General features: G+C 45.9%; 13 protein-coding genes and 2 pseudogenes. 9 read left to right on the forward strand and 6 right to left on the reverse strand.

Annotation, left to right across the window (positions count from 1 at the left end; translation table 11 throughout):
* Positions 1-2: 2 nt before the first annotated feature.
* From SOHN41_RS02495 to SOHN41_RS02520, 6 genes and pseudogenes are all read left to right on the forward strand, one after another.
* Positions 3-1,608: pseudogene (locus SOHN41_RS02495) on the forward strand (cobyric acid synthase).
* A 32-nt stretch (positions 1,609-1,640) separates the two neighbouring features.
* Positions 1,641-2,261, forward strand: a complete 621-nt coding sequence (gene cobO / locus SOHN41_RS02500) for a cob(I)yrinic acid a,c-diamide adenosyltransferase (protein ID WP_007645209.1) — start codon at positions 1,641-1,643, stop codon at positions 2,259-2,261.
* A gap of 141 nt (positions 2,262-2,402) precedes the next feature.
* A complete protein-coding gene (locus SOHN41_RS02505; RefSeq protein WP_007645210.1) occupies positions 2,403-3,440 on the forward strand; it encodes a DUF2235 domain-containing protein in 1,038 nt (345 codons plus the stop codon).
* A gap of 16 nt (positions 3,441-3,456) precedes the next feature.
* The gene (locus tag SOHN41_RS02510; RefSeq protein ID WP_007645211.1) at positions 3,457-4,284 is read left to right on the forward strand and encodes a cobalamin-binding protein; all 828 of its coding nucleotides are present in this window, start codon (positions 3,457-3,459) and stop codon (positions 4,282-4,284) included.
* A gap of 84 nt (positions 4,285-4,368) precedes the next feature.
* Positions 4,369-4,752: an MAPEG family protein gene (locus SOHN41_RS02515; protein ID WP_007645212.1), complete on the forward strand. Its 384-nt coding sequence runs from the start codon at positions 4,369-4,371 to the stop codon at positions 4,750-4,752.
* A gap of 313 nt (positions 4,753-5,065) precedes the next feature.
* A complete protein-coding gene (locus SOHN41_RS02520; protein WP_007645213.1) occupies positions 5,066-5,287 on the forward strand; it encodes a hypothetical protein in 222 nt (73 codons plus the stop codon).
* A gap of 355 nt (positions 5,288-5,642) precedes the next feature.
* Here the strand turns inward: SOHN41_RS02520 and SOHN41_RS20485 are convergent, their stop codons facing one another.
* The 6 genes and pseudogenes from SOHN41_RS20485 to pyrC form a co-directional block, all read right to left on the reverse strand.
* Positions 5,643-5,777: a hypothetical protein gene (locus tag SOHN41_RS20485; RefSeq protein WP_007645214.1), complete on the reverse strand. Its 135-nt coding sequence runs from the start codon at positions 5,775-5,777 to the stop codon at positions 5,643-5,645.
* Between the two features lie 523 nt (positions 5,778-6,300).
* Complete coding sequence (locus SOHN41_RS02525; protein WP_007645215.1) at positions 6,301-6,759, reverse strand: hypothetical protein; 459 nt, start codon at positions 6,757-6,759, stop codon at positions 6,301-6,303.
* A gap of 20 nt (positions 6,760-6,779) precedes the next feature.
* On the reverse strand, positions 6,780-7,985 hold the full coding sequence (locus SOHN41_RS02530; protein ID WP_007645217.1) for a polymorphic toxin type 44 domain-containing protein: 1,206 nt from the start codon (positions 7,983-7,985) through the stop codon (positions 6,780-6,782).
* Between the two features lie 334 nt (positions 7,986-8,319).
* Positions 8,320-8,613: a DUF3144 domain-containing protein gene (locus SOHN41_RS02535; protein ID WP_007645221.1), complete on the reverse strand. Its 294-nt coding sequence runs from the start codon at positions 8,611-8,613 to the stop codon at positions 8,320-8,322.
* Positions 8,614-8,799: 186 nt separating this feature from the next.
* Positions 8,800-8,886, reverse strand: a pseudogene (locus SOHN41_RS20615) (steroid delta-isomerase); the annotation flags it as partial.
* A 130-nt stretch (positions 8,887-9,016) separates the two neighbouring features.
* Positions 9,017-10,048 (reverse strand): dihydroorotase, encoded by a 1,032-nt coding sequence (gene pyrC / locus SOHN41_RS02540; protein ID WP_007645224.1) that lies wholly within the window; start codon positions 10,046-10,048, stop codon positions 9,017-9,019.
* Between the two features lie 345 nt (positions 10,049-10,393).
* Between pyrC and SOHN41_RS02545 the strand changes: the two genes are divergently transcribed.
* From SOHN41_RS02545 to SOHN41_RS02555, 3 genes are all read left to right on the forward strand, one after another.
* Positions 10,394-11,656: an efflux RND transporter periplasmic adaptor subunit gene (locus tag SOHN41_RS02545; protein ID WP_007645226.1), complete on the forward strand. Its 1,263-nt coding sequence runs from the start codon at positions 10,394-10,396 to the stop codon at positions 11,654-11,656.
* Positions 11,657-11,730: 74 nt separating this feature from the next.
* Complete coding sequence (locus SOHN41_RS02550) at positions 11,731-11,994, forward strand: hypothetical protein (RefSeq protein ID WP_007645230.1); 264 nt, start codon at positions 11,731-11,733, stop codon at positions 11,992-11,994.
* Between the two features lie 77 nt (positions 11,995-12,071).
* Positions 12,072-12,818, forward strand: coding sequence for an ABC transporter ATP-binding protein (locus tag SOHN41_RS02555; protein WP_007645232.1), 747 nt, complete (start codon positions 12,072-12,074; stop codon positions 12,816-12,818).
* The last annotated feature ends 8 nt before the right edge of the window (positions 12,819-12,826 follow it).

Consider the following 12,826-nt stretch of genomic DNA (forward strand, 5'->3'; position numbering starts at 1 on the left):
CTATGTCCTCTCCCAACCCTGACAAAGCCTGTACCGATGCACTTAATCAACTGGCCCAACACCGCGCTAAGGTGCTGATGGTGCAGGGCACAACCTCGGATGCGGGCAAAAGTACCCTAGTGGCCGGTATTTGTCGTCTGTTTGCCCGTGAGCAAGTGAATGTTGCGCCCTTTAAGCCGCAAAATATGGCGCTTAATAGCGCAGTGACAATCGATGGCGGCGAGATAGGCCGCGCACAGGCATTGCAAGCTGCGGCCTGTTACCTCGCGCCCCATACGGATTTTAATCCTATTCTGCTTAAGCCGAGTTCGGACACGGGGGCGCAGATTATTGTTCAAGGGAAAGCGTTAACGACACTGGAAGCCTCGGCCTTTTTTTGGCCCTAAATCTAAAGATTATAAAGCGATGGCACTCGGGGCTGTGCTTGACTCCTTCGAGCGATTGACGGCTCAGTATCAAACCATTGTGGTTGAAGGTGCGGGCAGCCCGGCCGAAATCAATTTGCGCGAGGGCGATATTGCCAATATGGGGTTTGCCGAAGCCGTGGATTGCCCTGTGATCATCATTGCCGATATCGATAAGGGCGGGGTATTTGCCCATTTAGTCGGAACCCTAGCCCTGTTATCTGAGTCGGAACAGGCGCGGGTAAAGGGCTTTGTGATCAATCGTTTTCGAGGCGATATTAGCCTATTGCAACCAGGGATTGATTGGTTAGAAGCCTATACCAAAAAGCCCGTGTTAGGCGTGCTGCCCTATCTGCAGGATCTGCATTTGGATGCCGAAGATGCCCTAATCAACACGCCGACTAAAGGCGCTAACAGCCGTTTAACAGTGCGGGTATTGGTCTACCCTAGGATCAGCAATCATACTGATTTTGATCCGCTGCGGCTGCATCCCGATATTGATTTTGACTATGTGTCATTGCAAACCTTGGCTGCGGATCCCGTGGCTCATTTGCCTGCCGCCGATTTATTGATCCTGCCAGGCAGTAAGAATGTGCGCGCCGATTTGGCCTTTTTACGCCAACAAGGTTGGGATAAAGAGATCGCAAAACACCTGCGCTATGGTGGCAAAGTGTTAGGTATTTGCGGTGGTTATCAAATGCTTGGGCAGAGTATTGCTGACCCCTTAGGCATAGAAGATCGCGCGGGCGACACAGCTGGGCTCGGTTACTTGCCGCTGAGCACCGAACTTAAGGCCGAAAAGCAGTTGTGGCGGATGAGTGGTAAGCTAAATTTGCTTGGACAAAGTGCTGCCGTGCAGGGGTATGAAATCCACTGCGGCGAGTCACGTTATCTTGCACCAGTGCTAGAACAGAAGAATACACCCTTGCGGTTAATCCCTGAATCGACAACCTTACATGAACCTGCGATCGGTTTTGCCGATGGGATAGTCAGCGAAGATGGACACATTTTGGGGACCTATTTGCATGGGCTATTTGATAGCCCGGATGCCTGTCAGTTACTTCTGCAATGGGCGGGATTAAACGATGCTAAGGCAATTGATATCAATCAGATACGTGAGCAGCAACTGGACCGCTTAGCCGATGTGCTTGCCGAGCATTTGGATATACATACATTGCACGCCATTTTGGCTGGCGATATTTAGCCGTTTTTAAACAGTAGAGCGAAAATAACAGCATGACGGAACAGAATAAGGAACAAACGCAACTTAAGGCCGAACGCCACAGGGCGCGCCAACAGAAATTAAAGGCGGGTGTTGATGCCAAAATCGCCGCCGCCCAGGACGAAAAGGGCATATTGTTAGTCCTTACGGGCAATGGCAAAGGCAAGTCGACCTCAGGTTTTGGTACGGTTGCCCGCGCCGTTGGCCATGGGAAAAAAGCCGCAGTGGTACAGTTTATCAAGGGCACTTGGGAGTGTGGCGAGCGTAATTTACTCGAAAGTGCAGGGGTCGAATTTCATGTGATGGGTACAGGTTTTACCTGGGAAACCCAAGATAAAGAAAAAGATACCGCCGCAGCCGAGCTTGCGTGGGAAGCCGCCGAAAAACTGCTGCAAGACGAATCTATCGATTGCCTTATGCTCGATGAGCTGACCTATATGGTGAGTTACCATTATTTGGATGTGGAGCGAGTACTCAGCGCACTTAAAAATCGTCCGCCCATGCAACATGTGATCATCACAGGCCGCGCTTGCCATCGCGCCATTATCGAATTGGCCGATACTGTCAGTGAAGTACAACCGATAAAACATGCCTTCGAAGCTGGCATAAAAGCGCAGCAAGGATTTGATTATTAGGGTGAGCGGGCGAGTTGGTCTTGCGAATGTGTTACGCCGCACCGCGAGTCAAATCGGGCATTTAGGGCTGTTGTTTCAGGGATAAATCCGTTAGCGTTCTAGCGACAGCTTTAGTGGCATAAGTAACTCAAGGATGATGCGATGAATAAACGTATTGTGATCTGTGCCGATGGCACTTGGAATCGACCCGAGAAAGACCTTAAGGTCGATTTCCCTACCAATGTGCTGCGCCTCGCGCGGGCGATAAGCCCGATTGCCGACGACGGTAAACCTCAGCAAGTGTTTTATGATTGGGGGGTTGGCTCCTATTACGATGAGGTAATTGGCGGCGCAACGGGGCGAGGGCTACATAAAAACATCATGGATGGTTACCGCTACATAGTGCAAAACTACTCCCCCGGCGATGAGATTTATCTGTTTGGCTTTAGTCGTGGAGCCTACACAGTGCGCTGTCTGTGTGGCTTAATCAATAATTGCGGCATACTCAAGCGCCCCGATGCCCGGCTTATCCAGCAGGCTTTTGATCACTACAAAAAAAGTAGTGCACCATTTGCCCCAAGCGGCGATAAATCCCTTGAGTTTAGGCAAAAGCATAGCCATGAGTCGCGGGAGATAAAGTTTGTCGGGGTGTGGGACACGGTTGGCGCTATGGGTATTCCGCTCTCATTTTTAGGTTTTTTCGAGGATAAAGACGAATTCTACGACACTAAAATCGGCCGTAATGTGCGCGTTGCACGCCATGCCTTAGCCCTAGATGAACATCGCAGTGACTTTGAACCGACCATCTGGCAAGTGCGTGAAAATATGGATATGCAGCAGGTGTGGTTTGTGGGCGCCCATAGCAATATTGGTGGTAGCTATAAACCCGATAGGGATGGTTCCCTGTTGTCGGACAACGCGCTTCTGTGGATGATAAATGAAGCACAGCGATTTAACTTAGGCCTTGAGCCCCATTTGAAGGCGAGCCTGCATCCCAACCCTTTGGCGACGCTACATGATTCACGGCGTAATTTTTATCGCATAAAGCAGGCCTATTTACGTCCACTCGATCCTAGTAAAGCGCCTATATTATTGCATCGCTCGGTAAAAGTTCGTTGGGAGCAAGATCCCCAATATCGGCCCAAAAATTTGCAAGCCTACTTGGATCGCTATGGCTGGCCGACTGAGCTGATAAATTAAATAGTTAAGGAATAATATGTATAAACAAGGTGCTATTGGACTGTTTTTAGGACTATGTCTGTTCTGTTCGAGCAATGTGTTGGCCCAGCCAGCTAAACGCATTGTTGCTCTCTCGCCCCATGCGGTTGAAATGCTATACGCCATCGGCGCAGGGGATGCCATACTGGCCACGACCGATTTTGCCGATTATCCCGAGGCTGCCAAGCACATTCCCCGTATTGGCGGTTATTACGGTATTCAGATAGAACGAGTGCTGGAACTTAATCCCGATCTTATCGTCGTGTGGGATTCGGGCAATAAGGACGAAGATATTCAGCAATTGAAGACGCTGGGCTTTAATCTTTATGCTAGCGATCCCAAAACCTTAGAAGGGGTTGCAAAGGAGCTTGAGGAGTTAGGCCAATTAACGGGCCATATTGAAGAGGCGAGGGAAGCCGCTGCGGCTTATCGTGCGCAGCTTATGGCATTACGCCTTGAAAATGCTAAAAAAACTGAGCCTAAAGTGTTTTACCAACTCTGGTCGACACCTTTGATGACTGTCTCTAAAAACAGTTGGATCCAGCAGATAATCGATGTGTGCCATGGGCAAAATGTGTTTTATGCTGCCGATAGTGATTACCCACAGGTGAGTTTAGAAAATGTGTTACTGACAATGCCCGAGGTGATTTTGCAAAGCCAAGAGGAAGGCAATGTGAAGGGAATTGATTGGAGTCAATGGCCAGAGATCCCAGCGGTTAAAAAACAACAGATCTTTCAAATTAATGCCGATTTATTACACCGCGCGACCCCTAGGGCCTTACTCGGTGTTCAAGCCCTATGTAATGCCTTGGATAGTGCGCGTTAACCTCGCCTTGTAGGCTTTTTTACTTTTGGCAAAACCGCCGAGAGAATAGATAACTCACAATATGAATAAAAATAAGGACACCCTATGAATACCCTATTAATCTGCTTATTTATCGCCATGTTATTGCCCTATCTCGCTAAGGGCCCCGTCGCTTGGGCAATGGCAAAGGCGGGCGGCTATGACAATAACCACCCTCGCACTCAACAGGCGCAGTTAACCGGGTTTGGTGCTCGCGCCTTAGCGGGGCATCAAAATGCCTTCGAGTCGCTGTTGGTGTTTGGTCTCGCCGTATTGGTGGTTATCGCTACGGGCAAAGTAGATCCCACCGCCGAGTGGCTCGCGATCACCCATGTCGCGGCACGTTTTGTGTACCACATTTTGTACCTTGCGAATAAGGGCACCCTAAGATCCCTTTCATGGTTTGTTGCCATCTTCAGTGCCTTTGGTATTTTCTTTCGGGCATTTTAAACGTCAAAAAAACAAATTGCTGATTTTATCGCCAGTATTCTGACATTAGTTAAGCTAAGCATGATTTATTGGCGTCCAATAAACTCCGTCAAATAAGGCTACTTTTAATGTCTTTAGTATTGGTTTTTGGCACCTTGAGGGTTGATTCGTTTTGAAATAGCTAAAGTGATGATGTATAAGGATTTTGGTTTTATGTATCCTATTGAAATTAGTTGTTTATTTGACGATTTCAAGCCAGTAAATTGACAGTTTTCTTTACTAAAAACCTCAGCTATAGTCACCTGGTTGATACACTTGTTGAGGTTTAGATATCATGTTACGTCCGCTGATCTTCGGTTTAGTTGCTTCTGCATCTTGGTTTATTTACCAGGATGTTTCTGCTTACTTTGGCGTTGAAACAATTGATAAGTCATTTATTGCAACCGTGCAGCATAAGGTTGAAGAACGCAAAGCCAAGGCTGCCCGTGAGCAGTATGCCCAGCAAGCAAAGATAAATGTTGTAGATTGCAGCATCACAAAGACATGTACTAACTGAGTCGTATTGCTAACCCGTTAAAGAGACCAAGTGATTCGATGGTCGCTCTTTAGGAGCTTTAGGAGCTAGAGCTTTAGGTGGGAGGCGCAGTTAGCGTGACTTGTGTTTAAAAATGTATAGCGTTTAAAAAAGCATAGCGTTTAAAAAGGCGTAGATCTGTCTACCTTAAGGGAACCTATGCCCAATTCAATTGGAACAGTGATGGCCGCATTATTGTACCGCATAGCCTTTGCCTGTTAAGCAGGTGGCATTGGCTTTTCAAATTCTACGGCGGCAGGTGTTGGTGTAGCTTGTGACTGTTGGGCTTGGGCCTTCGCGGCATTTCTCTCGGCGCGGCGATTACTCGATCTTTGTCCTACCAATCCAACGACGGCACCCGCAGCGCGGCAGCACTCTTATCATTATCTGTCATGGCCGCGGCACCAGAGGCAATGGCCGTCCCTTTTAGCACTCCGCCCCTTTGTTTTTCTGTTGCTGCCGCCGTCGCCATGGTGGGAGCCTAGCCTGTTTGTGTGATTACCCATGCAATGCAAGCTTCTTCATCTGCTTTTTGTGTTTCTGGTGTTTGTCCCTGTGCAGGGTAAACATATTGAGCACCGTAGCAAATTGGGCTGATAGTGACAGCAGTGATAACGGCGAAGGATAAAAAGCTGAATTAAGCCATTCGACAGATCTAGCGCACTCGAGCAATGAGTCTAGTCGTTTTAAGCTAATGTTGGTGGCAATTTGGTCAGCCTAGAGGTAAAGAGCTTAAGAGCGGCTAAGCCTCGGACGGTCGCTTCCATGATAGCTCTTCATTGAGTTAATCCCTGTGTACATCAGATAACCATTTTTACCAAAATTTATGGCTGTCCGCTCTTTTCTCGACTCTTTTCTCCTATGGCTCCATTTGGCCCTAAAATACAAAACGCCTGATGAGTCTCATCGGGCGTTTTAGGTGGAACTAAGTGTCAACTTATTTCAATACTAGACACTCTAAATTAATTACATCTAAGGCGTTTAGTGTAGATTAGTTAGTAAGTTTCATAGGAGAAGTACCAACCATTTGATAGTGGCATATCAAAATAATAGCGTTTCATCTTATCTCTTATGCTAGCTTTATCAGTTTTATCATCATATAATTTTGGGTTTTTTAGGTTGAAGTTTAAATAGAATACGGTGGCTGTATTAAAAAAACCCTCACCAAAATAAATGAGTTGTAATCGACATTCTCCATCTCTCCGATTAATATAAATAGAATCTCTTTCTAGTTGTTTTAAATTATTAGCTATAATTGGGTGTTTCTTATCGTTGCTGGTAATCTCTACGATTTCGCCACTGGCAAGATCCTCAAATTGAGAACACGATTGCTTTGCTAGCTCATTATACAGAACCGAATTATCATAATAATGTTTTATAACTTCATCATCTGTAACATTACGATGTGAACAACCTGATATTATCAATAAAATTAGCAATAACATTTTTTTCATGAAAATACCTCTAAACTCAGTTAATGTCTTTTAGTTGCAACATACCAACAAAATCTCACTGTACCACTTTGCACTAAACACCATGCTTCTCCTCCTGAAGGTCCGCTTCCTAAATATCCGCCACTATTACCCAAATCACCAGAACCCTCACCACCGCCAGAACCAATATTTGATCCTGAGTCATTCGCTTCTTCAGCTACTTCTGGATATGAGTCAATAGATTCATCATCTAAACAGCTTAATAAATTAGAATCATTTTGATTCTTATCAAAAACTTCATCGTGATATTTGATACCTCTCATGACTTCTTCTGGGTCACCAGAATTATCACCAGTGTTCAATACAAAGTTTACCCCGCCTTTAAACCAGCTACCGTCAATACCGTGTTGACCTTGTGCGGCTGCGGAAAAACTTAAAATGTAATCAGTTGACATGCCCATTGCTCTTAAATTTGCACCATATAAAAAGTTACCCATAGACGAACTACCTACAAAATCGGTGTTTTGAGCATGAGTTAAATCTAAAGCGCCACCATATTTATGCATCACGTAAGCACGAGCAAAAACAGCAGCAGCAATATCATGTGGAAATGCTTGGTCCATTTTTTGAGACCATGCTTTTGATGTTCTTAATAAATTGTTCACATTTAATGGGGTGTTTCCAGTTTGAGTAACAGGAGCCGTGGTTGGTGGTCTATTACCATCATTACACTGTGCGGCTTCTCCAATGCTACTGGTGCTAATTGCAGTTGATAAGCTAGAGGAGACCGCCTGCATTTGAAATGACGTTGAATTTAATTGAATTCTAGGTTCTACAGGATCTCTTGGAGCTTTACTTTTTACAGTCTGTAGGCCTATATATATAGTTGTACTGCCTGTAGTTATATTTTCATCATGAATAACAGTATATGTGTAATCTACGAGTGAAGTTAATGGTTGTAAAGAAATTGAAATGTCTGAGCTATATATATTGTTTAGTTTTTTTGCTATTACAAATTGATTGGCTGCAAAACTTATATCCTCAGCCAAAATGATAGTGCCAGAACTGTTTTTAATTTTTATTCGATAGGCACCATCTTTTTTTATACTTGAGTCAGCCACAAAGTATGTATCATTTAAATTGACATTTTTTATATTTACACAAGCAGTTTCTCTATACGCACTTACCTTTTTTGTGGTATTAGGTAAGACATCATCACAAGCATTAGCAGAAGCTATATTTCCCAAAAAAATTAATACACCAATAGGTACAGTGTACTTGCGAATCAATTTTTTAAATATAAATAATTGAGATTCATGATATTTCCTTTATCCATGATTTTGAAGCTGAAAACTATACACATCAAGATTAAAAAACTCAAACAAAATTCAACATATATCACACATGTTGGTTTCTTTTGCACTAATAAAAATTGCAAAAGATCGGGTATGCATAACTAAGTTCAGATAAGCAGCCAACACAAAGCTAACGTAATACAGCTTGGGCAATGGATTAGGGATGAGCAAGATTGCAAGTCAAATACCCCAATACTCTTAGGTTATTGGGGTATTTTTTAAGTCGTTACTTCTGTGTTGCGCGGTAGTGGTCGAAGTTCTCAATATAATCTTCCAGATTGGCGTCGAGCATCTCTTTATAGCGCTCCATATAATAGTCCATCATTTCCTGCTTTTTGGACTGCATTTGCTCCTTGCTTTCAAAACTGGTGGAGCCAAACCAAGCGTTGTAGCGGGCGACGGCCCACATAAAGGAAGCGCTGACCTCACCGGTTTGGATCTCGGTGTTCTGGTTTTGCTGGTTCGCTAGCTTAATGATCTCAGTTGCGCGGGCGTAAAAGGCTTTTTCGTTATCAGACATCAGCAATTCCTGTTGTTGGGCAAAGTGGCTAAATAAAACGGGCGTGGTTTGCTTTCGCCCTTTGGGTTATTGCCACTTACCCTAAGATATTTTGCGGCCAAGGGACAGTCGCACATCTCACAGAATGCGTTGATATCACGCCAAAATAATGCGCCGAAACTCAATTTGGGATAGGTGTAACACTTTTCAGCGAGTAGCAAAACTCCACATGGTTTGGATGAGCCCGTCAGACACCTCAAAAACAACCATCACTTCAATCGGTTCATCCTTAATGCTTTATACAACGTCTTAATTCCAGCAGGGAGCTGTGTACTAGGGAGGTTAAAAATAAAGCCGCAGATGCGGCTTTAGGGTAGTTGTGCTGATTTAAAACTGGCTAGAGAAATTTGGTTTACTCAATTACTTATTTAACTTGCCAATCAATGGTTTCGCCTGCACGAATAGGCACTACGTTAGTGTCGCCCAACGGGTAAGTCGCGGGGACATTCCATGGAGTTTTCACCAGTGTGATGGTATCGCTATTGCGTGGCAGGTTGTAAAAATCCGGGCCGTTAAAGCTGGCAAAGGCTTCGAGTTTATCTAGCGCATTGACCGACTCAAACGCTTCGACATAGAGCTCAATGGCGGCGTGGGCGGTATAAGAGCCCGCGCAGCCACAGGCGGCTTCTTTTTTATCTTTGGCGTGGGGCGCCGAATCTGTGCCGAGGAAGAACTTTTTATTGCCGCTTGCCGCAGCCGCTAAAAGGGCTTGCTGGTGGGTATTACGTTTTAAAATCGGTAGGCAGTAGAAATGTGGGCGAATACCGCCAGCCAGCATGTGATTGCGGTTATACAGCAAGTGGTGGGCCGTGATGGTTGCGGCCACATTGTCAGAGGCTTGGGTAACAAAATCCACCGCATCTTTGGTGGTGATATGTTCAAGCACGATTTTAAGCTCGGGGAAATCGACGACAATTTTGCTTAAGGTCTTTTCGATAAAGACGCGCTCGCGGTCGAAAATATCAATCGCTGAATCTGTGACTTCACCGTGCACTAGGAACAACATGCCTACTTCTTGCATGGCTTTGAGGGCTGGGTAGATTTTTTTGAGATCGGTCACGCCGGAATCTGAGTTAGTCGTCGCGCCCGCGGGGTAGAGTTTAGCGGCGACAATTTTACCCGAGGCTTTGGCTTTGCGGATTTCATCTGGACTAGTTTTGTCGGTTAAATACAACACCATCAAAGGTTCAAACTGTGAGCCCGCTGGCACCTGCGCTTTAATGCGATCGTAATAGGCCAGTGCGGTTTCGGTATCGATAGCGGGGGGCACTAAGTTTGGCATCACGATAGCGCGGCCCATATAGCGGCTGATGTCGCGCACTGTATCTTTAAGCTGGGCGCCATCCCTTAAATGAATATGCCAGTCGTCTGGACGAGTGATTGTTATTGTAGTCATAGGGTTTTGTCTTCTGATCGTTTTTGCTGCGAGGGTGGCGGGATCTTATGTGGCAAGGATTTTACTGTAAAGGGAAACTCGACGGTTTCGGCTAATAAATCTAGGTTCTAGATTCTAAGTCCAACTCTCCTCAATCGGACACTTTTCAATAAACTGCCGCGGACACTTTTGAGGTTAAGTCCCTGTGTCCGCGGACACTTTGTCGTTAAAAATTAGTTAATTTATTTAAAAACAATTAGTTAACTTATTTGGCATAGGCTTTGCTATTTCCATCACATAGATTACCAATAGTGTCCGCTTGATTTTGCTGACACAGATGATCCAGACAGGGAAGCGAGTAACAATATGATAAAAGATACCAGCGGCCAAGATACCCTCCTTGTGCCATCGACCACTAAACGCCTCAAATTACCCATGATCATTGCTGGCTGTACTTTATTAGTCAGTGCCTTAGTGTGGGCAAGTTTTGGAACCGATAGTGTGAGTAAATCCTTAAGCCGTAGCGATATCACCACGGCGACGCTCTATATGGGCACACTAACCCGCGATGTGGCGACCACAGGTAAAATTGTGGCGGCTAATGCGCCGATTTTGTATAGCACTGAGGAAGGCACTGTGACGCTACTGAGTAACCCTGGCGACACAGTCAATAAAGGCGATGTGGTTGCCAAACTCGATAGCCCAAGACTCACGAATCAGTTAGAGCAGGCTAAGTCAGTATTAGCCGGCATGGAGAGTGCATTAGAGCGGGCTAAGTTGGATGCCAGACGCGATCAATTGCAGGCTTACCAAACCTTAGATATGGCAACGGTCGATCTTGAGGCCGCCGATAGGGAGAGCCGCCGCGGAGAGCTGCTTATTCAAAGTCAGCTAATTGGTCAAATTGATTATGAAAAGGGCAAAGATGATTTGCACAAGGCTAAGCTTAAATTTGCCCATGCTCAGCAGGAAGTGGCGCTAACCAAAGACACGCTCACCTTTGAAATAAAAAACAAAGCGTTAGAAGTCGAGCGCCAGAGTCTTGCGGTGCAAGAACTCGAGCGCCAAGTCGAAGCGCTGAATATCACGGCACCCGTTGCTGGCATCATAGGCAACTGGCTCACCGAACAAAAAACGCGTCTGAGCGCCAACCAACCCATCTTAACCGTCGTCGATTTAAGCGCCTATGAAGCTGAACTTGCCGTACCAGAGTCCTACGCCGACGATTTGGGGTTAGGTATGGAAGTCGAGTTGAGTTTCGGCAGCGTGAAGATAATGGGTAAGTTATCGTCCATTTCCCCCGAAGTGCGTAATCGTGAAGTGACCGCAAGGGTGCAGTTTGAACAAAGCGATAGCTTAACATTGCGTCAGAATCAACGTATCTCGGCCCGAGTATTGTTAGAACACAGGCCCAATGTGCTGATGGTAAAACGTGGCGACTTTATGACCAGTGGCGGTGGCGATAAGGTTTATCAAATAGAGGGCGATTTAGCCAGTCGCCGCACAATCAAACTCGGTAGCACTAGCCTGAGCCAAGTCGAAGTGCTCGATGGTGGCAAAGCCGGCGATGAGTGGGTCATTTCAAGCACCAACCCCTTTAATAACGCCGAACAGGTCAGAATTCATTGATAACTGAAGGAATTTAACACCGCGGTGGCTAAGGTTAATGGCGAGCATGCTGCGATATGGAATAGGAGCGAGATATGCACAATAAAGACTTTGATATTCGTGAGTTAATATCGCCAAAAATGTGCGGTGTGCTGGCCTTAGGGTTACTTGTGATAGCGGTAGAACTCGGTATCGGTGAGGCCAATAGCTGGTTTTTCCTCGGACTGAATTTGTTGGAGTGGATCAATCCTTTGGATGAGGTTCGCCAAGTGGGTGAGGTTTCGGTCGAAAGCGCCGACCTTATATTGGGCGCTTTTGTGTGGCTGTTAGAGTCTGTCGTTGAGCCATTTTTTGGCTGATCCTGCGGTTATGCATAACGCCGTTTAGACGCAGAGTCAGGGCGTAAAATTGATTTGATTATTTTAAGGAAATTAGCATGTTATCTATGAAGAGTGTGAACAAGGTTTTTAAAACGGATTTAGTGGAAACCCACGCCCTGCGCGATTTTAACCTCGAAGTGAATGAAGGCGAGTTTGTCGCGGTAACGGGTCCTTCTGGCTCAGGTAAAACGACTTTTTTAAATATCGCTGGGTTGCTCGAAGGTTTTACCCACGGTGACTATTTTCTCGATGGCATTAATGTCTCTAACCTCAGTGATAACAAGAGCGCCGCTATCCGTAACGAGAAAATCGGCTTTATCTTCCAAGGTTTTAACTTAATTCCTGACCTTAACTTGGCCGAAAATATCGAAGTGCCGCTACGCTACCGCGGTTTTAATGCCAAGGAACGCCAACGCCGCGTACAGCAGGCATTAGAGCAAGTGGGTTTAGCTTCACGCCTCAAGCATTTTCCTACTCAGCTTTCGGGCGGACAGCAACAAAGGGTGGCGATTGCCCGCGCATTAGCCGGTGAACCACGCTTCCTGCTCGCCGATGAACCTACGGGGAACCTCGACAGCTTAATGGCACGTCAAGTGATGGAGTTACTTGAAAATATCAATCAGGCGGGCACGACCATCATTATGGTAACCCATGACCCTGAACTGGCTCGCCGCGCCCAGCGCAATATTCAAATTGTCGACGGTCAAGTGTGTGATTTTACGATGTATCAGCCCCATGGCAGTGTGCAAACTGTGGTTACTCCGCACTCATTGGATAAACTTGTTGCCAACGCCGACCGTTAAGGATGCGC

The sequence above is a fragment of the Shewanella sp. HN-41 genome (assembly GCF_000217915.1).
In the GTDB taxonomy this organism is placed as follows: domain Bacteria; phylum Pseudomonadota; class Gammaproteobacteria; order Enterobacterales; family Shewanellaceae; genus Shewanella.

Bases quoted from the DNA above. Each gene is read 5' to 3' on its own strand.
- SOHN41_RS02515 (WP_007645212.1), top strand. From the start codon at position 4,369: ATGAATACCCTATTAATCTGCTTATTTATCGCCATGTTATTGCCCTAT.
- SOHN41_RS20485 (WP_007645214.1), bottom strand. From the start codon at position 5,777: ATGGCGACGGCGGCAGCAACAGAAAAACAAAGGGGCGGAGTGCTAAAA.
- SOHN41_RS02505 (WP_007645210.1), top strand. From the start codon at position 2,403: ATGAATAAACGTATTGTGATCTGTGCCGATGGCACTTGGAATCGACCC.
- SOHN41_RS02510 (WP_007645211.1), top strand. From the start codon at position 3,457: ATGTATAAACAAGGTGCTATTGGACTGTTTTTAGGACTATGTCTGTTC.
- SOHN41_RS02525 (WP_007645215.1), bottom strand. From the start codon at position 6,759: ATGAAAAAAATGTTATTGCTAATTTTATTGATAATATCAGGTTGTTCA.
- SOHN41_RS02555 (WP_007645232.1), top strand. From the start codon at position 12,072: ATGTTATCTATGAAGAGTGTGAACAAGGTTTTTAAAACGGATTTAGTG.
- SOHN41_RS02520 (WP_007645213.1), top strand. From the start codon at position 5,066: ATGTTACGTCCGCTGATCTTCGGTTTAGTTGCTTCTGCATCTTGGTTT.
- pyrC (WP_007645224.1), bottom strand. From the start codon at position 10,048: ATGACTACAATAACAATCACTCGTCCAGACGACTGGCATATTCATTTA.
- SOHN41_RS02545 (WP_007645226.1), top strand. From the start codon at position 10,394: ATGATAAAAGATACCAGCGGCCAAGATACCCTCCTTGTGCCATCGACC.
- SOHN41_RS02535 (WP_007645221.1), bottom strand. From the start codon at position 8,613: ATGTCTGATAACGAAAAAGCCTTTTACGCCCGCGCAACTGAGATCATT.
- SOHN41_RS02550 (WP_007645230.1), top strand. From the start codon at position 11,731: ATGCACAATAAAGACTTTGATATTCGTGAGTTAATATCGCCAAAAATG.
- cobO (WP_007645209.1), top strand. From the start codon at position 1,641: ATGACGGAACAGAATAAGGAACAAACGCAACTTAAGGCCGAACGCCAC.